The sequence below is a fragment of the Marinobacter sp. 1_MG-2023 genome (assembly GCF_030549045.1).
Classification (GTDB): Bacteria; Pseudomonadota; Gammaproteobacteria; order Pseudomonadales; family Oleiphilaceae; genus Marinobacter.
Map to the genome: position 1 here is coordinate 965,565 of NZ_JAUOST010000001.1, position 25,473 is coordinate 991,037.

General features: G+C 53.7%; 28 protein-coding genes. 14 read left to right on the top strand and 14 right to left on the bottom strand.

Features of this window, described 5'->3' with window-relative positions; genetic code table 11:
• The first annotated feature begins 13 nt into the window (after positions 1-13).
• Genes Q4606_RS04440 through Q4606_RS04450 form a run of 3 tightly spaced genes read left to right on the top strand, consistent with a single transcriptional unit; the run spans position 14 to position 1,474 of the window.
• Positions 14-619: a class I SAM-dependent methyltransferase gene (locus tag Q4606_RS04440; RefSeq protein WP_303606789.1), complete on the top strand. Its 606-nt coding sequence runs from the start codon at positions 14-16 to the stop codon at positions 617-619.
• A 42-nt stretch (positions 620-661) separates the two neighbouring features.
• Complete coding sequence (locus Q4606_RS04445; RefSeq protein WP_303606790.1) at positions 662-1,006, top strand: PBPRA1643 family SWIM/SEC-C metal-binding motif protein; 345 nt, start codon at positions 662-664, stop codon at positions 1,004-1,006.
• Positions 1,007-1,042: 36 nt separating this feature from the next.
• Positions 1,043-1,474 carry a DUF3010 family protein gene (locus tag Q4606_RS04450; RefSeq protein WP_303596386.1) on the top strand — a complete coding sequence of 144 codons (432 nt, stop codon included), beginning with the start codon at positions 1,043-1,045 and terminating at the stop codon, positions 1,472-1,474.
• Between the two features lie 36 nt (positions 1,475-1,510).
• Here the strand turns inward: Q4606_RS04450 and Q4606_RS04455 are convergent, their stop codons facing one another.
• Together Q4606_RS04455 and Q4606_RS04460 are read right to left on the bottom strand one after the other, a co-directional pair.
• Positions 1,511-1,954, bottom strand: a complete 444-nt coding sequence (locus Q4606_RS04455; RefSeq protein ID WP_303596385.1) for a YtoQ family protein — start codon at positions 1,952-1,954, stop codon at positions 1,511-1,513.
• Positions 1,955-2,050: 96 nt separating this feature from the next.
• Positions 2,051-2,560, bottom strand: a complete 510-nt coding sequence (locus Q4606_RS04460) for an acyl-CoA thioesterase (protein WP_303606791.1) — start codon at positions 2,558-2,560, stop codon at positions 2,051-2,053.
• A gap of 135 nt (positions 2,561-2,695) precedes the next feature.
• Here Q4606_RS04460 and Q4606_RS04465 point away from each other — a divergent pair, with 135 nt between their 5' ends.
• Together Q4606_RS04465 and Q4606_RS04470 are read left to right on the top strand one after the other, a co-directional pair.
• Positions 2,696-3,661 (top strand): DnaJ C-terminal domain-containing protein, encoded by a 966-nt coding sequence (locus Q4606_RS04465; protein ID WP_303606792.1) that lies wholly within the window; start codon positions 2,696-2,698, stop codon positions 3,659-3,661.
• 15 nt (positions 3,662-3,676) lie between these two features.
• Positions 3,677-4,018 carry a chaperone modulator CbpM gene (locus Q4606_RS04470; protein ID WP_303596382.1) on the top strand — a complete coding sequence of 114 codons (342 nt, stop codon included), beginning with the start codon at positions 3,677-3,679 and terminating at the stop codon, positions 4,016-4,018.
• A 30-nt stretch (positions 4,019-4,048) separates the two neighbouring features.
• Here the strand turns inward: Q4606_RS04470 and Q4606_RS04475 are convergent, their stop codons facing one another.
• The gene (locus Q4606_RS04475) at positions 4,049-4,222 is read right to left on the bottom strand and encodes a DUF6435 family protein (protein WP_303606793.1); all 174 of its coding nucleotides are present in this window, start codon (positions 4,220-4,222) and stop codon (positions 4,049-4,051) included.
• Positions 4,223-4,425: 203 nt separating this feature from the next.
• Between Q4606_RS04475 and Q4606_RS04480 the strand changes: the two genes are divergently transcribed.
• The 5 genes from Q4606_RS04480 to Q4606_RS04500 all read left to right on the top strand — a co-directional run bounded on the left by Q4606_RS04480 (position 4,426) and on the right by Q4606_RS04500 (position 10,810).
• Positions 4,426-5,871 carry a DUF5666 domain-containing protein gene (locus Q4606_RS04480; RefSeq protein ID WP_303606794.1) on the top strand — a complete coding sequence of 482 codons (1,446 nt, stop codon included), beginning with the start codon at positions 4,426-4,428 and terminating at the stop codon, positions 5,869-5,871.
• A gap of 81 nt (positions 5,872-5,952) precedes the next feature.
• Positions 5,953-6,810 (top strand): DUF6502 family protein, encoded by an 858-nt coding sequence (locus tag Q4606_RS04485; protein WP_303606795.1) that lies wholly within the window; start codon positions 5,953-5,955, stop codon positions 6,808-6,810.
• A complete protein-coding gene (locus Q4606_RS04490) occupies positions 6,807-7,208 on the top strand; it encodes a hypothetical protein (protein ID WP_303606796.1) in 402 nt (133 codons plus the stop codon). The genes Q4606_RS04485 and Q4606_RS04490 overlap by 4 nt, the downstream gene beginning before the upstream one ends.
• 40 nt (positions 7,209-7,248) lie before the next feature.
• On the top strand, positions 7,249-8,742 hold the full coding sequence (locus Q4606_RS04495) for a DUF5666 domain-containing protein (protein WP_303606797.1): 1,494 nt from the start codon (positions 7,249-7,251) through the stop codon (positions 8,740-8,742).
• A 127-nt stretch (positions 8,743-8,869) separates the two neighbouring features.
• Positions 8,870-10,810, top strand: a complete 1,941-nt coding sequence (locus Q4606_RS04500; protein WP_303606798.1) for a methyl-accepting chemotaxis protein — start codon at positions 8,870-8,872, stop codon at positions 10,808-10,810.
• Here Q4606_RS04500 and Q4606_RS04505 read toward each other — a convergent pair.
• Positions 10,807-11,769, bottom strand: a complete 963-nt coding sequence (locus Q4606_RS04505) for a nitronate monooxygenase family protein (RefSeq protein ID WP_303606799.1) — start codon at positions 11,767-11,769, stop codon at positions 10,807-10,809. The two genes, Q4606_RS04500 and Q4606_RS04505, sit on opposite strands and share 4 nt — an antisense overlap.
• 128 nt (positions 11,770-11,897) lie before the next feature.
• On the opposite strand from Q4606_RS04505, the gene Q4606_RS04510 reads away from it, so the two are divergent.
• The 3 genes from Q4606_RS04510 to Q4606_RS04520 all read left to right on the top strand — a co-directional run bounded on the left by Q4606_RS04510 (position 11,898) and on the right by Q4606_RS04520 (position 14,556).
• Positions 11,898-12,629: a thioredoxin domain-containing protein gene (locus tag Q4606_RS04510; protein WP_303606800.1), complete on the top strand. Its 732-nt coding sequence runs from the start codon at positions 11,898-11,900 to the stop codon at positions 12,627-12,629.
• 140 nt (positions 12,630-12,769) lie between these two features.
• Positions 12,770-13,789: a rhodanese-related sulfurtransferase gene (locus tag Q4606_RS04515; RefSeq protein WP_303606801.1), complete on the top strand. Its 1,020-nt coding sequence runs from the start codon at positions 12,770-12,772 to the stop codon at positions 13,787-13,789.
• 35 nt (positions 13,790-13,824) lie between these two features.
• Positions 13,825-14,556, top strand: a complete 732-nt coding sequence (locus Q4606_RS04520) for a YdiY family protein (RefSeq protein WP_303596373.1) — start codon at positions 13,825-13,827, stop codon at positions 14,554-14,556.
• 9 nt (positions 14,557-14,565) lie between these two features.
• Here the strand turns inward: Q4606_RS04520 and Q4606_RS04525 are convergent, their stop codons facing one another.
• The 4 genes from Q4606_RS04525 to Q4606_RS04540 are packed head-to-tail and all read right to left on the bottom strand — an operon-like array spanning position 14,566 to position 19,864.
• Positions 14,566-15,513, bottom strand: a complete 948-nt coding sequence (locus tag Q4606_RS04525; protein WP_303596372.1) for a DUF523 and DUF1722 domain-containing protein — start codon at positions 15,511-15,513, stop codon at positions 14,566-14,568.
• On the bottom strand, positions 15,510-17,747 hold the full coding sequence (locus tag Q4606_RS04530) for a glycosyltransferase (RefSeq protein ID WP_303606802.1): 2,238 nt from the start codon (positions 17,745-17,747) through the stop codon (positions 15,510-15,512). The genes Q4606_RS04525 and Q4606_RS04530 overlap by 4 nt, the downstream gene beginning before the upstream one ends.
• Complete coding sequence (locus Q4606_RS04535) at positions 17,744-18,802, bottom strand: lysylphosphatidylglycerol synthase transmembrane domain-containing protein (protein ID WP_303606803.1); 1,059 nt, start codon at positions 18,800-18,802, stop codon at positions 17,744-17,746. The genes Q4606_RS04530 and Q4606_RS04535 overlap by 4 nt, the downstream gene beginning before the upstream one ends.
• 39 nt (positions 18,803-18,841) lie before the next feature.
• The gene (locus Q4606_RS04540; RefSeq protein ID WP_303606804.1) at positions 18,842-19,864 is read right to left on the bottom strand and encodes a DUF6160 family protein; all 1,023 of its coding nucleotides are present in this window, start codon (positions 19,862-19,864) and stop codon (positions 18,842-18,844) included.
• Positions 19,865-20,138: 274 nt separating this feature from the next.
• Here Q4606_RS04540 and gloA point away from each other — a divergent pair, with 274 nt between their 5' ends.
• A complete protein-coding gene (gene gloA / locus Q4606_RS04545; protein ID WP_303596368.1) occupies positions 20,139-20,687 on the top strand; it encodes a lactoylglutathione lyase in 549 nt (182 codons plus the stop codon).
• On the opposite strand, the gene Q4606_RS04550 is transcribed toward gloA, so the two are convergent.
• The 6 genes from Q4606_RS04550 to Q4606_RS04575 form a co-directional block, all read right to left on the bottom strand.
• Complete coding sequence (locus Q4606_RS04550) at positions 20,688-21,644, bottom strand: DMT family transporter (protein WP_303596367.1); 957 nt, start codon at positions 21,642-21,644, stop codon at positions 20,688-20,690. It lies immediately after the preceding gene.
• Entirely contained in the window at positions 21,641-22,294 is a 654-nt protein-coding gene (locus Q4606_RS04555) for a lactate utilization protein (RefSeq protein ID WP_303606805.1), read from the bottom strand. The genes Q4606_RS04550 and Q4606_RS04555 overlap by 4 nt, the downstream gene beginning before the upstream one ends.
• Complete coding sequence (locus Q4606_RS04560) at positions 22,291-23,727, bottom strand: LutB/LldF family L-lactate oxidation iron-sulfur protein (RefSeq protein ID WP_303596365.1); 1,437 nt, start codon at positions 23,725-23,727, stop codon at positions 22,291-22,293. The genes Q4606_RS04555 and Q4606_RS04560 overlap by 4 nt, the downstream gene beginning before the upstream one ends.
• Entirely contained in the window at positions 23,724-24,503 is a 780-nt protein-coding gene (locus Q4606_RS04565; protein ID WP_303606806.1) for a (Fe-S)-binding protein, read from the bottom strand. Before Q4606_RS04565 ends, Q4606_RS04560 begins: the two co-directional genes overlap by 4 nt.
• Positions 24,504-24,664: 161 nt before the next feature.
• Complete coding sequence (locus Q4606_RS04570) at positions 24,665-24,934, bottom strand: ComEA family DNA-binding protein (protein ID WP_303596363.1); 270 nt, start codon at positions 24,932-24,934, stop codon at positions 24,665-24,667.
• Positions 24,935-25,321: 387 nt separating this feature from the next.
• Positions 25,322-25,465 carry a DUF3096 domain-containing protein gene (locus Q4606_RS04575; protein WP_100686898.1) on the bottom strand — a complete coding sequence of 48 codons (144 nt, stop codon included), beginning with the start codon at positions 25,463-25,465 and terminating at the stop codon, positions 25,322-25,324.
• Positions 25,466-25,473 lie beyond the last annotated feature (8 nt).

Genomic DNA, 25,473 nt, shown 5'->3' on the forward strand with positions numbered 1-25,473 from the left:
TTCCGAGGTACTCATGAACAAAGACTTTTTCGCCCACAAGGCACACACCTACGAACAGAGCCCCGATCGCGTCGATAATGTAAGCAACATTGCCAACACCATCCTTGAAAAGGCGAAGCTTGGGTCGAATATGCACCTGCTGGATTTTGGTTCCGGAACCGGGTTGCTGTTGGAACGCATTGCGCCTCACGTGAAAAAGATCACGGCAGTTGATATCTCGCCCTCCATGAACAAGCAGTTGGCGGAGAAGCAGGGCAGCCTGGGCTGTGAGCTGGAGATTCTTCAACTGGACCTGGAAAGCCAATCCATAGAGGGGCAGTTCGATGGCATTATTTCCTCTATGACGATGCACCATGTTCGAGACGTTGGCGCCATGTTCCGCCGTTTTCATGAGATGGTGAAGCCGGGTGGCTTTATTGCCATAGCCGATCTGGATAAGGAGGACGGCTCCTTTCACACCGAAGATACCGGGGTGTTCCATTTCGGTTTCGATCGGGATGACATTGCCTCTGCCGCCGCCCAGGCGGGCTTTGAAAACGTGGAGGTGGTATCTGCCAGTACGATCGAGAGGGAATCCGGTAATTACCCGGTATTTTTGCTGATCGCGTCGCGGCCATAGGCGGTGTTATTGTGATCGCCCTTTTTTATCCGGAATTTCAGCATGTCTGATAAATTTTTCTTCAAAGGCCGGCAGGATGCGCGCCAGCACCACACGGCTTATGGCGGCTTTAAGACAAACGCCAGTCAGAAAAGTGGTAGCAAAAAGTTCCCGTTGAAACTGACAGTGACCAGTGAGGCCCGCAAGCAAGAGGTTGAGGCGTTGGTGGCAAATGCACAGCTGCACGCGGATATCACTGTCGATTCCCAGGAGGGTGCCGTTGAATCCATAGCGGAACTTACCGCTATTCTGAATAAGGGCGGCACCATTACACAGGCCAAAACACCTTCCCGGAACGACCCCTGCAGTTGCAGCAGTGGAAAAAAATTCAAAAAGTGCTGCGCCTGATAAACAAAAAACCTTCCTCATCGAAAAGGAGTGCCCATGCTTATTTGTGGTGTTGAACTGAGCGGCAGCGATGCAGTGGTGTGTTTGCTGAACCTGGATTCGGGGCAGTTCAGCTTGCCAGAGAGCAAGGTTCGCAAGATCACCTTGAAGAAGAATCACACCCGTGAGGATTTGCAGGAATTCCAAGTGTCTTTTGCAAAGTTTCTGGCAGAGCACGATGTAAAAAAAGTGGCCATTAAAGAGCGCATGCCCAAAGGCAAGTTTGCCGGTGGTGCGATCAGCTTCAAAATGGAAGCGGCTATTCAGTTGATGCCAGGTACAGATGTTGAGGTGGAATTGCTTTCACCTGCAACCATCAAATCGACGCTGGCTGCCAAGCCGATGCCTATCTCCTTTTCAGAGACAGGGTTGAAGGTGTTTCAGGAAACCGCCTTTGTAGCAGCTTACGTGGGACACCTGGCGAAGTAGCCTCCAGGCCTGTTCTTCGCCAGATGTTTCAGGTAATTACTGAGCTGAGGTAACGTACTTCAGGATCTCAACCACCTGCTCGGGAGTCTGCGCCCATGCCATGGCGGATGCGTCTACTTCCTTCAGTGGGTGAATAATGTCGTCGTTGTGCAGCGTAACGTAGGGCGTACCCATGGCAGCACAGAAGCCGGCATCAAACGCTGCGTTCCATTGTTTGTACTTGTCTCCAAACCGGATCACGGCCAGGTCGCATTGCTCCAGCAACGTTTTGGTGCGAATGCCATTTACCTTCGATGACTGGTGGTCACGCCAGAACCCCACTTCAGGCTTCCCCAGCATATCGCCTGCGGCATCACTGGCTTCGTGATTGGTCACGGGCGCAGTGAATTCTACCGGCAGCCCGGCGGCTTCGGCTCCGGCCTGAATTTGTTCACGCCAGTCGGTGTGGATCTCGCCAGAGAGGTAGACATTCCAGATCATGCAGTGCTCCTGAGTTTTCATTGAACAAGGTGGATGGAGAAGGTTTAAGCTCGCGAGACCCTATCATAGCTGGCCCATTTACAGAATCTCGGCACGTTAAGAGCCTTCCTCCTGCGCAGCTTTCGCCAGCTCTGAACGGGTTTTTAGCCGCCCCTCTCTGCGAATTTCTGCATTTGCAAAACGCCGCTGCTGTTTGGCTGTTTCAGGGGTTACGGAGGGAACATCGACCGGCCTGTCGTTCCTGTCCAGAGCTACAAAGGTAAAGAATGCGGAGAGAATATGCCGGGTTTCACCCGTATAGCTGTTCTCTGCTTCAACGCGGGCGCCGATCTCCATAGACGAGCCCCAGCTGCGGTTCAGAGATAAGTTGAACAGCAGGGTATCATTACCTTTTGCCGGTGCTCGGAAATGAATGGAATCGACTGCCGCAGTTACGCACACGTGCGCCGAGTGGCGCTCTGCGACCACCAGTGCAAGGCGGTCGCATTTTGCCATGATCATGCCACCGAATACGGTGTCGTGGGCATTCATGTCATTGGGAAAGACTTTGTAAACGTGTTTCTCAATCGCTGAGGCGGATACGGGTTTCGACGGCTTATCTGGCATAACTTTCTTTCTCGGCTTCGGTTTTGGGCTAAGGTTACTATATCTGCGAAAGCGCCGGGCAGAGCTTGTATTCCAGCTGTTTGCGCCAATTATATAGAGCAAGAGAACAATCTTTGACCATATGCGAGGAGTCCAATGGATTTCAAAGACTATTACGCCGTGCTCGGTGTGAGCGAGTCTGCGTCCCCCGAGGAGATTAAAAAATCCTACAGGAAGCTGGCCCGGAAGTACCATCCGGATGTCAGTAAAGAGGATAACGCCGACGAGAAGTTCAAAGAACTGGGCGAGGCCTACGAAGTGCTGAAAGATCCGGAAAAACGGACTGAGTACGATCAGCTACGAAAATACGGTGCGCAGGCCGATGGCTCTTTCCAACCGCCCCCGGGCTGGCAGAGCGAATCCAACTTTGGTGGCGGAGGATACACCGATGCGGATAGCCGTCAGTTCAGCGACTTTTTTGAGCAGATGTTTGGCGGTGGTGGCCATGCGGGTGGTCGAAGCGCTGGCGGTGGTTTCGGCCGGAACGTGCGCATGCGGGGTGAAGATGTCATTGCCCGTTTGCCGCTGTTCCTTGAGGAAATATTTAACGGAACAGAGAAGCAGGTTTCCTTCACTGTTCATGAAGCCGATGACCACGGCCGCATAGTTGCACGTCAGAAAACGCTGAAAGTGAAAATCCCTGCGGGCATGCGAGAGGGGCAACACCTGCGTCTGAAAGGCCAGGGCTCCCCCGGAATTGGCGGTGGTGATGCAGGCGACTTGCTGATTGAAGTCGAGTTGGCGCCCCATCCGTTGTTCAGTGTGGAGGGTAGAGATGTTGTCCTGACTGTTCCCGTGACGCCCTGGGAGGCTGCCCTGGGCGCAACAATTACGGTTCCGACGGTTGGTTCCAGGGTTAATGTGAAAGTACCCAAGGGAACTTCATCCGGTCGCAAGCTCCGCCTCAAGGGTAAGGGGCTTCCGGGGAAACACCCTGGTGACCAGATCGTTATCCTTCAGATTGCCATACCGGAGCAGCATTCTGCGGAGGCAAGCAAACTCTACGAACAGCTTGCAGAAGCTGAAAAAGCGTTCGATCCACGCAGTAAACTCCATCTGTGAAGGGGAGAGTAAGGGATGAGTAATAAAGACAGTATTCTGACCGTTGAAGTAATGGACTCCGATGGCAGCACCTATACCCTTCACGAGGTGTGCGAGCGGGGTGAGTGCCACGCTGAATTTGTTATCAAACTGGTTAACTACGGCATTATCGCGCCCGTAGAGCCTTCTGAGGAGGCTCGCCAGTGGCTGTTTGATGTGGCGGCACTGGCCCGTTTGCACAAAGCCCGGCGGTTGCAGAGGGACCTGAAAATGAACCTGCCAGGGTTGGCTATGTCGTTGGAGCTTCTGGACGAAGTTCAGGAAATGCGCCGGGAGGTGGCGCGGCTTAATCAACGCTTGCAGCAGTTAATGGACTAGCAAGCGATCAGGGGGAGCCACTCCCCCTGATCAGTTCTTTTCTTCCAGCGCTCGAATCTCGGCGTATATCTTTTCAGCCTCTTCCATCAGTGTCCCATGTGTTCTGAGGTCGCCATTGCGCTGTGCCTTCAGGGCTTTGGTTAGCTTGTCTTCGTAGGCTTTCTGCAATTTCTTTTTCGGATCACTTCTTAAAAATCCCAGCATGTTTCTGTGCCTGATTTGATTGATGGTTCAGTCGTTTACGCTCCTAAATCCATAAAGTTCACAAAAAGTTCATAAACAACCACTGGACTCTTTGATTATTTGGGATTAAATTCCCAATAACAAAGTTTGGGAAAATAATCCCAAAATAAAGATGGTCGGAATCGACTGTTTATTGGGTACACGAGCGAACCTGGAGAAAAACGATGAAACGCAATCCCTTGTCAGTGGCAGTGAAAATGGTCATAACCGGTGCAATGGTTGGCACCCTCGTGGCCTGTGGTGGCGGTGGTTCAGATGACTCTTCCGCGACAGCCGGAACCTCCTCGGGCACAAGTGTGGGTGCGGTAACCGGATTTGGCAGTGTTTATGTAAATGGCACCCGGTTCGAAACCAACGGCAGTGTTGAGAGTGATGACGGCGTTGGCCGGGAGGATCAGCTTGAAAAAGGCATGATTCTAAAAGTCAGGGGCGACTGGGACGGTAGTGGCCAAGGCCGTGCTGATCAGGTCGGTTATGACGACACCCTCCGGGGGCCAGTCTCCGGCATGAGCTGGGACGATGTGGCCCGAACAGGAACCCTTACTATGCTGGGGCAGAGCATCACACTGGATAGCAGAACAGTCTTCCGGGGTGCCACTGCAGGCGCCATTAACAGCAACCCCCAAGGTTATCGGGTGCGTGTCAGTGCCTGGCGCCTGGATGATGGCAGCTTCCGGGCAAGCTTTGTAGGTGCTCGTGCTATTGGTATGGATTTCGATGACAACAATGAAGTCGAGATTGAGGGGGTGGTCGCTAACCTCGATAGCAGCGCGCAAACCTTCACCATCAATGGATTCTCCATTGATTACACCAGTGCAGTGGCAGACGATGATTTCTCTCTCGACAAACTGACCAATGGAATCGTTGTCGAGGTTGAGGGCTATCTCAACGGCAATACCATCATGGCAGAAGAGATCGATGATGAAGACGACTGGTTCGATGATGATGATGACGTCGAGATGTCCGGAACAATCTACAATTTCGATGCAGCCAGTCGCCAGTTCTCCCTGAATGGAGTGACAGTTCAGGTTAACGGTGGCACCGAGTTTGATGACCTTCGTGAAAACAGTCTGGCCGATGGCCTGTTCGTAGAAGTAGAAGGCGACTTCCGTAACGGCATTCTTATTGCCGAAGAAATCGAGGGGCAGGCATCTGATGCAGAGCTGGATGGCCGGATTGAATCCATCGACCTGACTAATGAATCCCTGGTCGTCAGCGGTGTTCGCGTCCAGCTCACTGCAAACACCCTTATCGATGACGATGATGACGACAGTCGCCGCAGCCGGGTGCAGGACATCCAGAGCCTACAGGTAGGTGATTATCTGGAAATAGAGGGGCGTCAGCGCAGTACGGAAAACGGTTTTCTTGAAGCTCTGAGCATTGAACGAGAAGACGAAGATGACGATGACAACTACGAGCTTGAAGCACGTGTAAATGGCGTTAGCTCGAATTCCATAACCATCATGAATCTCGAAATCCTGCTGAATGGGTATAGAAGCTCCGGAGCTCAGGTTGGTGATGAAGTAGAGGTAGAATATCGCCAGAACAGTGGTGGCCAGTTTGAACTGACAGATGATGTCGATGTTGACGATGACGACTCTGACGACTGACTAGTCATCGCTGAGCCGGGCCAGGAAGCTCTGGCCCGGTTTTCTGGCTTTTAACATCGCTATGGGAATACAATCCCAAACATGAAAGAGACCAACCCCTTGCATCAAGCGCTGTTTCGCATTCTGCGCCCCTTGGCGAGGCTGCTGTTACGGAACGGTATTCCTTTCGGAGAGTTCTCTGAACTGGTAAAGCGTGCCTATGTGGAAGCGGCGCTGGACGACTTCGCTGATGGGCGGCGCAAACCCACTGACTCCCGCGCTGCAGTGATGACCGGCTTGACCCGGAAGGAAGTGAAAAAACAGCGGGAAGTACTGGCCGGTGAACACACCGGAGCGCGAGATAAGCTCCATGCCAACCGCGCTTCGCGGGTGGTGTCCGGTTGGGTCCACGACACCGCTTTTCAAGCGGCAGATGGCGAGCCAGCCATGCTGGCCTTCGACGGTCCCGTGAGCTTCAGTGAGCTGGTCAAACAGTACAGTGGTGATATGCCCCCCCGCGCTGTACTGGATGAGCTACTCCGGGTAGGTGTGGTCTCGGTCGATGGGGGATCAGGTGGCCTGATATTGCAGCAGAGAGCCTATGTTCCTGTCGGGGACAGTGAGGAAATGCTGCAGATTTTCGGCGAGGACGTATCAGATCTGATAACGACAATTGATCACAATCTGGTTAGGAATGATCCCGGTCAGGCTGCGCTGTTTCAAAGGACTTTGACCTACAACAACATTCCTCCGGAGATCATGGAACGCTGGCGCAAGTATGCAGCTGAGCAGTCCCAGGCATTGTTGGAACAAATGGACAAATGGCTGGGACCCTATGACCGCGATATATCGGGACAGCAGTCGAGCGGCGAACCAGGAGATTCATTCCGAACGGGTGTGAGCATCTTCTTTTTTGAAGAACCCGCGGGTAAAGATGCTAAAGGAGAAGGGCCACTATGAGCTCCACAAGGCAGTCGGACACTATTTGTCGCTGGGAGCCAACCGAGTTGGCGAGCACCATTCTCTCTGCGTCTGCCCGACAAGTGATTCGTGCCTGGATCAGTTCCAAAGAATTTCTTGACGAGCATAATGATCCCGTCATGTTGATGATGGATACTCAGTCCGCGAATTCGTTTGCCCAACTGGTTCAGTCTACCAGTCCCGAATTAGCACCACTGGTGGTTCTGAACGAATTACTTCGTAAAGGTGTAGTCGAGCCTCTTGATAACGGCTCTCTGTTGCTAAGGCGCAGTGTTTACGCACCATCGCAGCCCCGACGTCATAGGGCCCATCGGATCAACCGAATATTCAGAGCTGACGAAGCGATTGCTCGTCGGCGCTTCAACGATACTTATTGAAGGATACCGGCCTGAAATGCCGGATAGGGAGATAGAATCAATGAAACGGCAATTCCGCAATCGCGTGTTCGGATTGGCAGCCGGTACGGTGGCTTTCGGTGTGATATCTGCTTGTGGAGGTGCCGGTGGCGGCGGCCTGGACGTGGCAGATGGCGGAATTCGTGGTACAGGTTCAAGCGTCGGGCCGGTTTCTGGCTTTGGTAGTGTATTTGTTAATGGTGTGAAGTTCAGCACTGATCGCAACGTTAGCGGTGATGATGGTATCAATCAGGAAGACCGTCTTGTTGTGGGTATGATCCTGCGAGTTGAAGGCGAGTGGGGGACCTCAGGGCTGGGTGATGCGGAAAGCGTCGAGTATGACGATACCCTGCGAGGAACGATGCAGGTTCTCAATCCTTGGGACCCCGTAAACAAAACCGCAACGATAAAAATTCTGGAACAGACCGTAAGTATTGACTCCCAGACTGTGGTTAAAGGCATACAGGTAAGTAATCTCACCAGTGGCTCTTTTGTTCGGATGTCTGGATGGCGCCTTCCGAATGGAGAGTTTCGTGCCAGCTATCTGGGGATTCAGACATCGAGCAATAGCGATGATTTTGATGCTTTGAACAAGGTGGAATTGGAAGGTGTTATTTCAGACTTCACAGAAACCGATTTCCGTATCGGGTCTCAGGTGGTGAATTATTCCGGTGCGACGCCTGATGGTTTGGTTCTGGCGGAGCTTGCGAATGGTGTTGCGGTGGAAGTGGAGGGTTCTCTCTCAGGCAGCACGCTTATGGCTCAGGAGATCAGGCCAGACGACTCCCGCCGCTACCGCCCTGGCACAGAAGATGAAACGGAATTCGTAGGGCCGGTTTCCGCTGCCTACAGTCAGGTAACAGGTTCATTCACAGTTAATGGTGTTCCAGTGCAGGTTACTAATGACACAGAGTTTGATGGTTTAACCGGGCCTGACGACCTTGTTCAGGGCGTACTGGTGCAAGTTGATGGTCGTTTCGAGAGCGATGGATCGGTTACGGCTGAAGAAATCGAGTCGCGCGAAGCTGACTCGGAAGTGCAGGGCGGTCCTGCGCAGGAAATAAATTCAAGCCTCAGTCAGTTCAAAGTCGGAGGTGTTCTTGTTCAGGTAACGCCGCTGACCATCATTACTGATGATGACGATACCCGACTGTCATTTTGGGCTCTTGAAGCGAACAGTGAGCTTGAGATTGATGGTATTCAACGGGTGAGCGATACCGGCCAGGTTTTCCTGGAGGCCTTGAAAATCGAGCGGGATGATGATTCGCCTGGTGACAGTTTTGAATTGACCGGTCGAGTCTCCGAAATGGTGGGTGATCGCATTCAGGTGCTGGGGGTGGACTTAGTTATTACTAACGACACTGAGTTTGATGACATTTCGCGCGGTGAGCTCCAGGGGCTGGTTGATGACGATGAAAGGCCGAAACCGAAAGTCGAAGTTGAGTATGAAGCTGGAGACTCAAGCTCGCACTATGTCATCAGCGAAATCGAACTCGAAGAAGACGATGACGACTGACTACAAAACCTGTACATAACCACGCCCCTTTCCGGCCCGGGTTTTGCTATACATATGGACACGCTTCGCAGGGAAGCTATTCAGAGGTGTGCAGGATGCATGAAGCGCACACATTAGCGGAGTCCATATGTCACTCAGTTTTATCAGAAGGCTGATTTCAAGTCGCCTTCTTCGGCCTGTTTTCATCGTTTTGGTGGTTGCCGGCCTGGTTCAGGTTTTGGTCAGCCAGTGGCTGATATCCAGTCAGGTTGAGCGTCTGATCCAAACCGCAGGCTCGGCACTTGAGGCCAGTAGTCAGCAGGTCAGTGCCTCCTTCGGGGATACCCGCGAAGACGTCCGCTCTCGCCTGGACGTCATGCGGCAGACGACCACTGACGAACTCTCTTTGGAACTAACCCGCCAGCAGACCGCACAGCAAGAGCGGGTTGCAAGTAACGTCCGCAGTGCTGTTATGGCTGAAGCCCAGGGGCTTGCAGACGTGCTTGCAGCCGTAGCTGCCCCCCTGATCTGGGACCGTGACGTGCCCCGGCTTACCGATCTTGTAGAACTTGCAGATGCCCGTGAATCTGTTCTGTTCGCCGTCTATTACGACCAGTACGGTGAACGCCTCACCCGCTATGTGGATCGCAGTGATGACCGTGTGCGCACCTTAATGGAGCAGGGGGAAGGGCGTGGTGCAGCAAACCGTGTTCTGGATGCTGCAAGCCGTGATTCGAATGTGGTGATCGTTACAGCGGATATAGCACCACAGGGCTCCGCAATCGGTCAGCTCAAACTGGGGTTGTCTCTTGAAGGTATCAACCGGGATCTGGCCGCGCTGGAGGAAGAGTTCAGTGCCACGATTGGCGGCAGCATTGGCGCGCTGAGCAGCACACTGGAATCAGAAACCGAGCAGGTGAATCAGCGTCTTCAGCAACAGCTTGCCAGCATGGATACCGACACGGGATCACGCATCCGCAGTACGGTGGAAGCACTGAATATTGAGGCCTCCAGCCTGTCGGCAAACTTGAGCTTTCTGGTGATTGGCTCGGTGCTTGTTCTTATCGCATTGGTTGCATTGGTACTGGGCGGAGGCTTGCTGGCGCGAGTGTCCCGGCTAAGCTCTGCAATCTGGGGTATCGCTGACGGCGAGGCAGATCTGACGCGCAGGGTCTCCATGAAAGGCAATGATGAGCTCACAGAAATGGCCCGGGGCGTGAACCGTTTTATCGCCCGCATTCAGGAGCTGGTCTCGGATGTGAAAGCCTCTGCCGAATCGGCGGCAGGTCAGGCCGAGGCACAGGGTGCGGTCAGCCGCACTGCGGTGGCAGCCGTGAACCGTCAGGAACAAGAGGTAGCTGATGTGTCGGCAACCATGGATGCCATGTCACGCAGTATTTCCGAGGTGGCCGATAACATTCAGAGTATCGCCGGCTCGGTGAGCAACGTCAGCTCCGAGAGTGAGGCGACAGCTGGGATTTCCCGGGACGTGCGAAGCCGGTTGGATCAGGTCGTGCGGAATGTTGAAAAGGCGGTGGGTGCCGTTAACGAGCTGGACAACCAGAGTAAGGAAATCGGTTCGGTGCTGTCGGTGATTGGTTCAATCGCCGAGCAGACCAATTTGCTGGCGTTGAATGCCGCTATAGAAGCCGCCCGTGCAGGAGAGTCTGGACGGGGCTTCGCGGTGGTGGCCGATGAGGTTCGCACCCTGGCGAGCCGGACCCAGGAGTCCACCACGGAGATTCAGGCTATCATTGATCGCCTGCAACAGGGCAGTCGGCAGGCGGTCAGTGTTATCGGTGATGTGTCCGGACAGGTTGTGGAATCGTCGTCGGAGTTCCGTCGGGCTGATGAACATTTTGATCGGATCAACCAGCTGCTAAGCAGTCTGCAGGACCGGGCTCTTGCGATATCATCGGTGGCGGAAGAGCAGGGGCGTCACGCCAGCGAAGTCAGCGTAAGCGTGAGCGATATAGCCGGCTCTTCTCGGCAAACAGTCGAAGCGATTGAACGTTCTGATGAGGCCAGTGGCGAGATTGCGCGCACACTGACCTCCCTGCAGGACAAAGCGTCACAGTTCCGGGTTTAGGCCAGACGGGCCCTGGCGCTTTGGTATTCCTCGGACAGGCGGCTCACCAGATCTTTGACCGTCAGTACATCGTGGATCTGGCTGACACCCTGGCCTGCTGACCAGACGGTCTTCCAGGCTTTGGCTTCGTCATCAACCGGTTTGAGTTTGTCGCCGTAGTTGATCTCGCCGGCCTGGTTCAGTTTGTCCATCGGGAAGCCTGCAGCCTCAAGGCTCTGTCGCATAAAACTGGCAGGTACACCGGAAACTGCAGGCGTATGGATGATGTCGCCGGATACCGATTCAATAATCATATTGCGGTAGGCGTCTTCCGCCTGGGATTCTGTGGTGTTGATGAAGCGTGTTCCCATATAAGCCAGGTCCGCCCCCAGAGCCTGGGCAGCGAGAACATCTTCGCCATGGGAGAGCCCGCCCGCCAGTAAAATAATGCCATCGAACACTTCGCGGATTTCATGAACCAGAACAAAGGGGTTTGTGGTGCCTGCATGTCCACCGGCACCGGCTGACACCGCTATAATTCCGTCTACGCCGGCTTCGGCCGCTTTGCGCGCGTGCTTCTGGTTGGTTACATCATGGAAAACCATGCCACCATAACTGTGCACCGCTTCCACCACCTGGCTTGCAGCGCCCAACGACGTGATGATGATGGGTACCTGATGCTTTACGCACAGCTCCAGATCGGCCTGCCAGCGCGGGTTGGAGCGATGCACGATCAGGTTGACAGCATAGGGTGCTATGTTGGCTTCAGTATTTTCGTTTTCCAGCCTGGCAAGATCCTCCGTCATCTGAATCAGCCATTCCTCAAAACCTTCGCTTGTGCGCTGGTTCAGAGCCGGGAAACTACCCACTATGCCCTCCCGGCAGCACGCAAGTGCTAACTCGGGGCCAGAGATCAGAAACATGGGGGCGGCAACGACGGGCAGATTGAGTGAATCTTTGCTAAAGGCGGGAAGCGGCATGAGATCTCCTTAATTTGTATTGGAACTTATGTAGGATATAGAGGATCTTAGCCTGCCTGAGCGAATGTGGAAATGTTCGCCTGCTAACAAACGCCGGGTAACCTCGGTAAAACAAAAGGGAGTCAAGAATGGGTGAAGCAAAACGTCGCAAACAAACCGGAGCGCCGCCGCCCCGGAAAACCACCTCGCGAAAGCCTCTGGTCATCGGTGTGAGTGTGCTGGTTCTGGCAGCTATTGTTATTGGCGCGTTCTTTCTGACGGCAGCTCCGAAGCCAACGTCGGATGACTTGCCGGTTGCTGCGCCAGGCGCAGACGCTTTTCCTGCTCAGTTGGACCAGTACGGTGTTTCAGTGGGTGCTGATGACGCCCCGGTTGTGGTGCGGGAATTTGCTGATTACCAGTGCCCTGCCTGTGGTCTTTTTGCAGAAGCGAGCAAGCGCCTGAAGCAGGAATATGTGGAGGCGGGGAAGGTTCGCTTTGTGTATTTCGACCTGCCGTTACAGCAGCATCAGAACGCTCTTCCTGCTGCTCAGGCTGCACGCTGTGCCGGCGACCAGGGTGCATATTGGGAAATGCATGAACGCCTTTTCGATTCGCAGTCTGAGTGGAGCGGGTCGAACGATCCTGTTGCTACGTTTACCCGCTACGGGAACGATTTAGGTCTGGAAGAGCGCCGCTTTCGCCGGTGTATGACAACAGAGTTACATCGTGAGGCTGTTGAAGAAAGCCGCCGAGTTGCTGTGCAGCTGCGAGTAACCAGTACCCCAACGGTGCTGGTGGATAATATCCGCCTTACACGCCCGGGCTGGGGGCAGCTTTCAGCCCTAGTGGAGAGGGAGCTTTCTGCCGCGAGCGAATAAGCATTGGATTTTGACTTCGGTCAATCCTGATTTGAACATAAGCCGGAGTGGGTTAGAATTCTCGCCTTCTCTTGGCTTATGCCTTCCAGATAAATAAACCCATGCTCCGGATTTACGATCCGGCCCGCAGGAGAATGCCCATGAGCAACAACGTTGTTGTCTGCGCGCTTTATAAGTTCGCCGTTCTGAATGATTACAAAACCCTTCGTCAGCCGCTACTTGATGTCATGCTGGCCCACGGTGTGCATGGCACTCTGTTACTGGCCCGGGAAGGTATCAATGGCACCATTGCCGGAAGCCGCAGCGGTATCGATGCGGTACAGGACTGGTTGGGCGCTGATGAGCGCTTTGATGGTATTGATTACAAGGAATCGTTCGTCGATATCCAGCCGTTCAAACGCACCAAAGTGAAGCTCAAAAAAGAAATTGTCACCATGGGCGTTGATGGTATCGATCCAAAGCGCATCGTCGGCACCTACGTGGAGCCGAGCGACTGGAACGACCTGATCTCCGATCCGGATGTTCTTCTTGTGGATACCCGTAACCAGTACGAGGTGGAAATTGGCACCTTCACTCATGCTGTTAACCCGGCCACAGATACGTTTCGTGAGTTTCCGGAATATGTAAAGCAGAACCTTGACCCGGCAAAGCATAAAAAAGTTGCCATGTTCTGTACCGGCGGCATTCGTTGCGAAAAATCGACGGCGTACCTTAGAGAGCAAGGGTTTGACGAGGTATATCACCTCAAGGGCGGTATTCTGAAATACCTGGAAGAGGTGCCGGAAGAACAAAGCCTCTGGAAAGGTGAATGTTTTGTATTTGACGATCGGGTTACGGTCAATCATCGTTTGGAACGGGGCGATTACGATCAATGTCATGCCTGTCGCCGCCCGATTACCGAGGCTGATAAGCAGCGTCCGGAGTATCAGCAAGGTGTGAGTTGTCATCGGTGCCTGGACACTCTGAGTGAAGAACAAAAGGTTCGATTTGCCGAGCGGGAACGCCAGATTAGGTTGGCCGAGGCCCGCGGTGAAGTGCATGTAGGCGGTGAGGCTGCTCGTTTTATTGCTGAGCGCAAGGCGCGCAAAAAGTCAGAGCGTGAACGCCATGCGGAGAAAAGCCTGAAGGGTGAGGGGCAGCCACATGGTCTTGAGACCTGAGCGAATTTGAGTTAACCCGCTATCAAGGAGCTTTCATGGGTTTTAAAAAAACAGTTGCCGTTATTGCTATTTCAGCCGCACCTTTGGCCTACGGCCAGGATGCCAAAGACTGGGAAGGCGAGGCCGAACTTGGTGTGCTCATTACTTCTGGTAATACTGAAGAAACCAACGTCAATGGACGCCTTGGGGTGGTTCATGAGGTAGTGGACTGGCGTAACATTGCGCAGTTCAGTTCCAACTACTCTGAAGCCGAGGATGAAACCACGGCGGAGAAATACAGAGGTTCGTTGGAAACCAACTACAAGTTTGATGAAAGCCAGTACTGGTTTCTGCGGGGCGGCTACGAGAATGATCGTTTCTCCGGATACGACTTCGAATCCAGTGCTACCACCGGTTATGGAAACCGGGTCTGGCAGCGGGGAGAAGACTCATTTCTTGATCTCTCGGCAGGTGTTGGTTATCGCTACAACAAGCTGGAGGTCGTAAATTCAGACGGTGAAGATGTCGAGAAAGAAGCAATCGCACGGCTTGCAGCTCAGTTCGACTATGAACTTTCTGACAATGCACTATTCCATCAGAAGCTGAGCACGGAAATTGGCCTGGATGACAACAACGTGATCAGCGAATCCGAGACTGCGATAAAAGCCAACATAGTTGGCAATCTCTCAATGAAGGCTGCTTACCGCGTGAAGCATTTGTCCGATGCGCCTGCCGGCAAAGACTCTACGGATACGGAGACGGCGATCACACTGCTTTATGGCTTCTGATCCAACGCCCTAAACCTTGTTTCTGAGCCCCAACTCATCCGGGTAGGGGCTCAGGTAGTGTTGCAGGTTCAGATAATCCACTGGCTCCCTGCGCTGTGCCATTCTCAGTAATGTCATAGGTACAACCAGTGGGATTTCTTCGCGGCCATAGGCTTCAATTTGTTCTACCAGAACCTTGCGGTCTTCGTCTCCTATGGCATCCCGCAGGTAACCCATCAGATGCTGCATGACATTGATGTGTGAGCCCCGGCTTACTTTCTTCGTCATCGCCTCCATGAATGCCTGAATATATCGGCCGGCGATCGTTTCGAGTGCGTCCGCTTTGAGATCTCCCAGCATAGGCCCAAGCTGGCGGTAGATCTTTTCAGAGTGCGCCAGGAGCTGAAACTTGTGGCGGGTGTGGAATTCGATAAGGGCTTTTGCTGTCAGGTGTTGGCCTGCAACGTTCTGGATCCAGTCGTCGTAGGCGAACACTCGCTCGATGAAGTTCTCCCGTAGCGTGTCATCATTTAGCCGGCCTTCTTCTTCAACCGGCATCAGCGGGTAAGCGCGGATAAGCGCCTCGGCAAACATGCCCTGCCCATCGCGTCGCACCACCTGGCCTTCAGCGTTATGTACCTTAATGCGTTCCATGCCGCAGCTGGGCGACTTTGCCATCAGGATGTAACCGCGCAGGTCGGACAGGTCCGGCAGAATACGCTCGGTAAATTCCTGCATGGCTATGGTGTGATCGGCAGTGCCCTTTGCTTCAATAAGACGGATGCCATCCGGGTACTCCCGCAAATGAATGGCGGGGCGGGGGACACCCAGGCCGGCTTCGAGCTCCGGGCAAATGGAGCGGAAGTCAAAGTGCTGAGCCAAGACCTGCGTACAGTATCTTGAATGTTTGTGACCGCCGTCATGGCGAACTTCTTTGCCCAAAAGGCAGGTGCTGATTCCCACAGGAATACCGCTCACGTTTCTCTCCGTTTTGTCAGCTTTTTATCGTTGAGTGCCAAAGTAGTAGCGTAAATCCCGCGAACATCACTGGCAAACTGTTCAACTGAAAAATCTTTGGCGAAGGCCAGAGCCTGCTCCGAAAGAGTACGTCTTAGATCCTCGTCCTCCAGCAAACACTTTACCTGAGCGCACCACTGATCCTGTCTTTCCGGGGTTTTGAAACCGTTGAAGCCATGGCGGACAACGTCATCAATACCACTGGAGCGCACAGCAACGACAGGAAGGCCGGCTGCCATAGCTTCCAGGATAACCATACCCTGGGTTTCGGATTTGGATGCGAATAGAAAAGCGTCGCCCAGGCGATACCAGACAGCCATGTCATCTGGCGGTATTGCGCCAACGAGAGTGATGCAGGCTTCAAGCCCAAGCTCCTGAAGCTTGCTTTGCAGCCGGCTTTTCTGGTGGCCTTCGCCGATCATCAGGAAGTGAAAAGGTTTCTCTGTTTCCTGGCGCAGTGTGCTGACTGCCTCGATCATGAAATCGATATTCTTTTCGTTAGACAAGCGCGAGACGCTGATGAAAACGGTTTTGCCTTCCAGGTTCAGCTTTTTGCGGAGTCGAGTGATTTCCTCATCTGTTACGGCCTGAAAACGCTCGTACTCGATCCCTGTGGGCTGCACGAAAGTGGGCGTTTTTACGCCAATCATTCTGAGATATTCCTCGGTTGAATAGGTCGGTACGATTACACCATCACACTTGTTGGCGAAGCGCTTGATCAATGCATGGGAGATAAAGTTACGGAAGATCAGGCCAGGCAGGGGCACAAAGTGAGCGTAGTGCTCCAGCCTGGTGTGGTAGGTGTAAATAGCGGGCACCTTGAGCCTCCGCGCCATAAATAAACCGAGGGACCCAAGCCAGAACGGGTGGTGCAGGTGAATAATATCCGGGTGGAAGGCTCTCACCCGCTTTCGGATTCGGCCAAGAAAAATGTTTGCAAGCCGGAACTCCCGTTTCTCGCCCATTGCGAGCAGAGAAGGAACCCGGAGTACATGCTCTTCAACTTCAGGTTGATCCTTGTATCTCGGAGCAATGACCAGCAACTTGTCGCCAAGACTCTCAAGGCCCTGTCGCAGCCGGGCAATGGAGATGGGTACACCTCCAATAAACGGCAGGTAGTTGTTGGTGAACATGGCCACTCTTAACGGCTTCTCCAGCCATGGCGTAGGATCCAGATCGTAGTCCGGGTAATAGTCCTTGCCGACAAAAATAACGGAGTAGAGCTTGATGGTGATCGCCGCAAAGATCGCCACAATCAGAATGAAGTTGATATAGCCGGTATAAAAAAGTGAATAGACGAAGAACCACAGGCTTTCGAGACGCTTCAGGATCGGGTGCTGGCCGACTTCAAGCTTTTGAAGCGTGTGGCTGACCTCGCCTTCCGGGCTGACGTTCACCCTCACGTAGTGATAAAAACTGGTGTCGTCGTTCAGTATAAGCCCGCCGGCACCTCCGGTGGTTATGAACGTCGTGTTGCCCAGGCGCTTCTCCGAGTAAAGCGAGAGGTTGGCTGAGAATACGAGATCGATGTTGTGTTTTTTGGTCGTCTCCAGAAATGCGCTCCGGAATTCAGACGGTTCGAGATAGTCCTCAGGCTGATCAAACAGAGCATCCTCGCTGGGCTGCAGAGGTGGGTGACTAATAAACAGGATTCTGGCTTTTGAGGTGTCCTGGCTCAGAAGGTCGTCCAGCCAGCGAATCTGCCAACGCCAGGGCGTTTTCCCGGTGCTGTCGAGAAAGATTAACCGACTGCTGCCAGCCTGAATGCTGTAGAAGTGCGGTCCGAAATGGTCGTAAAAACGAAAGCTGCCAAAATCATCGTATTCGTGGGCGCCAAATGTAAGCAGGTACGGAATGTCCAGATGGCTTAGAGTTCCGTACAGGGCTCGGTATTTGTCTTCACCCCCGCCGCTGACGGCATTGCCGGCGGATACCAGAAAATCCATTCCTGACGCGTTTAGCTCCGGAATGATGCGATCTTCAAAAATCCCGACAGAATTGTTGATGTTGCCAACCACCGCGAAAGCGAAGGGTTCGTTGGCCGACAGGTTGTCGTGAATTCGATCGACCTGTTCGCTATGCACCCCTGCGAAGTCTTCCATGAAAAAGTTCAGGTAGGCCTTATAGCCCACCAGCAATATCACAATCAGAAGGCTGAGGTAGAACAGCAGTTTTAGCGGGTTTCGGAAAATCATCCGGGGTTCCTGCGAGTTTTAATCAGCTCTCTTTGCAGCACGAACAGGCCGATGATCATACCGAGATAAATCGTGATCAGTCGCCAGCTTACAATAACCAGAATCAGGTGGTTTCCTGAAAGGATCCCGCTGAAGAAGCTGCCGAAGACACCCTCTGAAATGCCGGAAGCGCCGGGCGTTGGTGAGAAATACATAATAAAGGTTGTTACAACCAGTAGCCCCAGCGACATAAGGTAATCAACATCATAATCCAGGCTGTAAATAAGCAGAGCCGGAAAGCTGAACAGGCTGAGAAGGAACAGGGCTGTAAACAGGATCGAAAGCACAACGAACAGAGGCTTGCCCCGCAAGTAATCCCCAAAGCTGCGTGAGAAACGCAGCATCTCCCGCCGCGCCTTGAATTGCCAGAGCTGATGGCGAGTGTTGCCTATGATATGCCAGCGATTAAGAGTCCTTAGCAGGCCGCTGAGGGGCCCGATGAGCCAACGTGTGCGGAACAGCAGGACAATGAAAAAGCCCAAATACAGCAAAATGAATATGGCCAGTGCCACGCCCAGGTCGCCGGTGATGGTCTGGCCGTCAAACGCATCCATTGTCAGCAGGAAGACCGGCGTAAGAGAGAAGATGAAAAGTACTGCCAGCACTGTTCTGATGGTGGTCGCAGCCGTGGCCCTACCCACCGGCACCCCATGGCGATTCAGGTACCAGATCTGAGCGAAGCCGCCGCCGGTGGCCATGGGCGTGACGTTGGAAAAAAACAGGTTGATAAAAACCAGACGAAATATCGTTGGAAAAGACAGGCAGTGCCCAAGTGCCCGCAGCGTAAAGTGCAGACGCAGACCATCGGAGATGAAATACACGAGAAGGAGGGCACCGATGGCTACAAGGGTCTGTGGAGCAATCAGTCTGGCGTCAAAACTTATGCTGCGCCCTGCGAATTGATCATATACGGCGTAGAGCCCGGCCGCTGTGAGTAAAATAAAGAGCAGGCTGAACAGGATCAGGCGTCGTGCCGAGGTTGTTGGCTGGTAACTGGTGTCAATGTTGTCAGTCATGGGCTGCCCGTCAAAAAGAGACAGGCAGTTTACAGGACACTAGTGGCCATAAACCAACATGGTGGTATCCGTAATGGCAAAGTCTGTGAATTGAACGCTGCCAATACTGATCGAGCCTACCTTGAACACGGGCATATCAATGTCTGCCCGGAACTCGACGTCGTGAATCGACAAGCCCTCCTTGCCTGACACCGAACCTGTGCCCTGTGAGAGCTTGGCGGTGGCGCTTGCCATGCCGAAGTGGCCAAGGGTGTCATTGCCCCGCCGGTTATGAATTTGCAGACCCTCGATTCCTACGGCAGCAAAGTTGAACAGCAGAATCAAATCCGCGGCATCCCAGTTCAGGCTTCCATTGGTGATTTCAAAATGAGTGTCCAGCTGCAGTTCTGCCCCAGAAACGACGTTACCATTACGCAACGTGCGATTTGACCCACTGGCGTTGCGGATAACCAGGTCCGTAGGCCCTACATAACCCTGCAGCAACACATCTGAAAACAGCGTGGCCGTCCCTTCGGAACCGGCGGCGATAATGCTTCCTACCTCGAGCTCAAAATCCACCGCCTGCAAGTAGTCAGAGAGGCTGGTCGGGTCGCCGTAATTGGTAGCGCCCAAATGAATAACCAGGTCTCCACTGTTGAATTGCTTACCGAACTCGCCGGTTATGGAGTAGGTCGCCAATGCGTCTGCAACATCAGCATCACTGGTATTGAGAAGCCCGGCATTCGCCCGGCGAGCAATTTCTGAAAACCCATGCTCCAGTACTTCACCCGTACCGGCAATATCCACGGTCAGCTTAAGGTTATCCAGAAGGGTATTGTTGTGCCCGGACAGCCGCATGTTGTTCACATTCAACGAGCCTTCATCCGTCCAGGTCAGGCGATCGATATTGATTTTGGTTTCAAGCTCAATCGTCACGCCGGCCTGGCCGGTAACGCCTGAAAGAGTGCCGTCATCCAACGGCTCAAACTCCGCCATGGCAGCGTTAGGCAGTGAGAGTGCGAGCACCCAGAGTGAAAACGTTTCTGATCGTATCGTGCGGCGACAAGTGAGCGGCTGAATCATGACGACCCCGGTTCCATGGACTGTTTTTGTTGTTGGTATGGAGCTTTTAAAAGCTTCCTGGCCGCAGGGGAGAACGCAACCGACGCAGCGGCAATAGAGTTTCGTTACATGTTGTTACGATAGGAGGGAGGAGCAGGTATGTCTGTGAGTTGAATCACAGTTGCCGGTACGGATTAAATTGAAGACAAAGCCCGCCGAACCATAGCCTTGAAATTGAGCCGAATCGCACACAGGTATATAGCCTGATTTTTCAAAAGTAAAAAAGGGAAAAACCATGCCCAAGCATTTTGAGCAAGCCCCCGGTCTGCATGAACAGCCAGTTCCGGAAACGGAAGGCTACGTTTTTAACCAGACCATGCTGCGCATAAAAGATCCTGAACGCTCCATGGATTTTTATACCCGTGTGATGGGAATGCGGCTAGTGCGCAAGCTGGACTTCCCGGAGATGAAGTTTACGCTCTATTTCCTCGGCTACCTTGATGACCGGCAGGCTGGCCTTGTGCCGGCAGATGACGCTCACCGGACCACCTACACGTTCGGGCGCGAAGCCATGCTGGAGCTGACCCATAACTGGGGCACGGAAAATGATAACGAAATTGCCTACCATAACGGCAACGATGAGCCACAGGGCTTCGGCCATATTGGCGTCGCGGTACCAGATGTCTACAGCGCCTGCGAGCGTTTTACGAGTCTGGGTGTTGAGTTCGTCAAGAAACCGGATGACGGAAAGATGAAAGGCCTCGCCTTCATCAAGGATCCAGACGGCTACTGGATCGAGATACTGCAGCCAAACATGCTGGAGGAGCAGCGCAAGACCAGCTGATCAGACGGATGTTTCCGTGTCGCTCTTCGGAGCGGCAGCGGATTTCCCGCCATAACGCGAAGCCACAATCACCGCTGCAGTGAGTATCAGAGCGCCGGTGATTCCAATCGGCCCCAGAATCTCCTCCAGAAAAATCCAGGCGAGTAGAGCGACGAACAACGGCTCCAGTGTGACAATAATGCTGGAAAGCGTTGCCGGGGTTGTTTGCATGCCCGCGAAGAAGCATACGTAACCGATGCAGGTGGGGACTATGCCGATAAAAGCCACCATCAGCCAGTGCCTGAGCGCCAGTTCTTCAAGTCCCGCAAAGCCTCCGCTGAGTCCGACTATGGGCAGCAGTATGAGTGCGGCGGTAAAAAAACAGATGAAGGCCGTAGTAAAGACCGGTGTGCCGGTTGAGCTGTAGCGACTTGTCAGGGTAAAACCTGTGTATACGAATGCTGCCAGTAATGCCATGAGTATACCCGCAAGTCGCAAGGTGCCGCTGGTATCCATATCGCTGAGTACCAGCATGGCGGTGCCGATAACCGCGGTAATCAGAGCCATTATGGTTAGCAGCCCTGGCTTTTCTCCAAGCAACGGCGCAGCGAGTATCGCCACTAGCACCGGCGGGAGGCACAGGGCAATCAGCGTGGCTATGCCGGCTCCGGTCAGGTCCACTGCAAGCAAATAGCTGCCCTGATAAATAGCCTGAAAAAGCCCGAGCGCTGCAAGGGGGGCCAGGGATTTCAAGTTTAATTGTCGCAGGGAGCTACCAGGTGCTTTGGCATCCGCGTTTCGAAGTTGGTATTGCTCCCTGCGCATGAGTAACCAGAAAAATGGCAGTGCAACGGCCAGCCGGAGAAAGGCCAGGGTAGTAGCTTGTAGCTCTGTGCCGGTAAACAGGAATTTTGCAACAATCCCTGTAGTCGCCCAGAGCAGGGCCGCCAGGGCGATAAGCAGAGCGCCTCGAATCATTCTATAACCAGTACGATTAGTTCTTTGGGGCCGTGAACACCGTAAGCCAGAGTCTGTTCGATGTCGGCGGTTTTGGAAGGTCCGGAGACTAACAAAGCATTTGTCGGCATGCCAGAAGCCCAGTTCTGGTCCTGCATCGCCTCATGGAATGTTGAATAGAGTTCCGATGCTTCCAGTACAGCAATATGGATGGGGGGTACCAGACTCATCAGGCGAGGCTCGTCCGGTGTTGGCCACATAATCAGCGATCCTGTCTCGGCAATACCACCTCGGGTGGAGGTGATACTGGCGTCGACTTCGTTGAACAGCTGGGCCTGCCAGCTGTGGATCGGCTCGTCGTAGATCAGCAGTTCTGGTAGTTCATTGCTATCGGCATCGCGTAACGTGCGGCCGATTTGGTGTGCTGCGGGAACCAGCAGATTACGGGCTCCGCGGGATGAGAGCAGGTCTGCAAGCTGTGTAATCCAGTTTTCTGATGTGCATCGATGCACTTCCCCATGCACGGACTCTATGGTTTTCTGAAACTGATCAACGCGTTCAGCCACAGAGGAAGACGGTCGCTGTAGTACTGAAAAGTCGCAGTCGGGTATGGCCAGCTCGCCGCCGCTGCGGTTACGCAAGCGTTGTAAAATTGCATCTCGGGAACTCATTGGCCACGCTCCTTCATACGTTCATGGAGTGTTTTGGCAGCCAGTTTCGGTGCCGTCCGGTACTCTGTCCAGCCCCCCAGTTGCCCGGGTTGCAGTTTGCGTAGGCGTGCAGCCAGCGCTGTACCAAACCTGTAAACGCCGGGGCGGGCGTGCATCCAGCTCCAGCCTTTCCAGACCAGTGCTTCTACCGAGCCGCGTTTCGCCCCGTGACCGCGAACTTTGGCGGGATTGAGTTTATCGCCGTCTACGGACTCTTGACGTAGGCGCACCAAAAGGTCGGGTATCGGAATTTTTACCGGGCACACTTCACCACAGGCACCGCAGAGGCTTGAAGCCGTGGGCAGGTGCCGACCTTCGTCGAGACCGATAAGGTGGGGCATCAGAATCTTGCCGATTGGTCCAGGGTAGGTGGTGCCGTAGGTGTGACCACCCACGCGGGTATAAACCGGGCAGTGGTTCATGCAGGCGCCGCAGCGAATGCAGCGCAGGGTGTCCAGTAACTCGTCGTCCTGGTAGATGGACGAGCGGCCATTATCAACCAGTACCAGATGGACTTCCTCGGGGCCGTCCAGTTCCTCAAGCTTGCGCGGGCCCGAGATCATGTTGAAGTAGGTGGTAATGTGCTGTCCGGTGGCTGAGCGTGTCAGAAGCGCGAGAAGTGGAGCCACATCTTCCAGGTTACCCACGACCTTTTCTATGCCGGTAACGGCAATATGGCAGGGCGGCACCGTGGTGGTCATTCGGCCGTTGCCTTCATTCTCGACGAGGCAAAGCGTTCCGGTCTCGGCAACTGCAAAGTTCACCCCGGAGACGCCTACATCCGCATTCATGAACTTTTCGCGCAATTGCTGGCGGGCGCTTGCAGTCAGGTATTCAACATCGTTGGAAAGATCGGTGCCGGTCGTCTGGTGCATCAGCTCGGAAATCTCACCGGTATTCTTGTGAATCGCGGGCATGATGATGTGGGAGGGGGTTTCGCCGGCAAGCTGAACTATGTACTCGCCCAGATCCGATTCCAGTGCAGTAATACCACGTTCCTCGAGGTAATGGTTCAGCTCCATTTCCTCAGACACCATGGATTTGCCTTTGATCACCGTTTTGGCGTTCCGGGCTACACAGATGTTCCGCACAATTCGGCAGGCTTCATCACCATCCGTCGCCCAGTGCACTTTGATGCCATTCTCACTGAGCTTTTTTTCGAGCTGTTCCAGCAAATCTGGCAGGTTTGCCAGCGCCCGCAGGCGGATGTTGGCGCCAAGTTCTCTGAGGGCCTCAAGGTCCATGCCTTCAAAGGCGTCTTTGCGCTTGGTAATCAGCCCGTCCATAGCTTTGCGAAAGTTCTGGCGTATCTTGGGGTCTGAAATGGCCGCCCGTGCTCTGGGATGAAATTCTTTTACATCGATGTGGTGCGGGTCCTGGGTTGCCTGATTCATGACTCTCTCCCACTACCGGAATGCGTACGGTCCCAGAGAAAACTCAGGATATGCTGGCCTTCAAGGGGCTTTCGGTTCTTCTCCGCGCAACCAGAAATGTTCATCAGGCAGCCGCAATCCGTTGTCACAAATGCTCCTGCACCGGTATCGGTAAGGGCATCCACTTTCTCGCTCACCATGGCCCCGGAAATTTCCGGATGGCGTACAGCAAAAGTCCCGCCAAATCCGCAGCATTCCTCGGCGCGCACCTGTTCCACCAGGTTTACGTTTTGCAGCTGACCTAGCAGCCGCGGTCCGACCTCAGCAACACCCATTTCACGACGGGCTGAGCAGGATGTGTGCATGGCAACGGTGGTCGGCTCACCCAGATCTTTCAGATGTATGTGGCACACGTTCAGAAGAAAATCCGTTAGCTCCCAGGTTCTGGCGGCAATCCCGGAAGCTTTATCTTCCTGGTCGGTATGCTTGAACAGGCTCGGGTAGTGTTTACGCATCATTCCACCACAGGAACCAGAGGGCACAACGATAGGCCAGTCTTCCGGAAACAGATCAAGTTGGGCTTTTGCGACTGTCCTGGCCTCATCATGGTAACCGGACGTATAAGCCGGCTGGCCACAGCATGTCTGATCTTCCGGAAAAATGACTTTAACGCCTTCACGCTCAAGTAGCTGTATGCCAGCCATGCCCGCATCGGGGTAGAACATGTCTATCAGACAGGTTGCGTAAAAATAAACATGGGAGGGTTTTGGCGGGTAAACCTTGATGGGATCAGCCATAGCATGCCACTCGAACCGGTTAGATTTGTTGTCCGGTAATCATAGGGCGGCTGCGTGGGAGTTGCCAGAATACTTTCGTGGTGCATTATGCGGATGGGAAATGAGGGCAGCTTGGAGCTGCCCTCATTTTAAATGCCCGGGGAAATATTACCCCTCTGCACTCATTTTACAGACAAACGCTCGGCGTTTTTTTCAACGGTGCGCGCTCCGATGCCCTTTACGTTGGACAGGTCCAGTGTTGTCTCGAAGGGACCGTTTGCTTCGCGATAGGCAATTATGGCCTCTGCTTTGCTGTTCCCGATTCCGTCAAGGCTTGAAAGGGTTGCTGCATCGGCGAGATTGATATTGATAACCTGTGGCTGTGCATGCGCGAATCCGGTTACCAGGCTGAATAGCAATACCAGAGTTGCAAAAAAGGATGTGTGCTTCATGTAAATCTTTCCCTGAGTCCAAGTTGCGTCTTTGTGGTTATGGGTCAGAGGCGCAAGGCAGCAGAGACGAGGGTCTCAGGTTCCGGCGGATTCAGCGAAAAAACGAAGGAGAGTCACATCTCCATCGTAAACCATGATGGGTGACATATGGTGCACGGATAAGGGCCACAGTCCTTGTGATCCCCGATTCCGTGGCTGACCCCCGCCTGTTCCTTCAGGCTGTCGCTCATCCTGAGCGCGTCTTCCCTGAGCCAACGTTCCTTGCCGGCTTGTCATCCTTGACGTTAGCTATTCTATAGGGAGTGTATTTGCGGGATACCGGAGATCAGCTCGCTGGCCTGTGAGAGATCTCCTACAGGTAACGTAGGATCGGCGCTTATCGGTATGTCACAGCGAATGCCCCAGCAATCCAAGCACGCCAAGAGCGATCAGATAGCCAGCTACAATGTAGTTAAGCAGGCGCGGAAACACCAGAATGCCAATCCCAGCGCCCAGACTAATGAGCGGAGCAAGTTCGAGGTGGAGTGTCATAGCTGTCC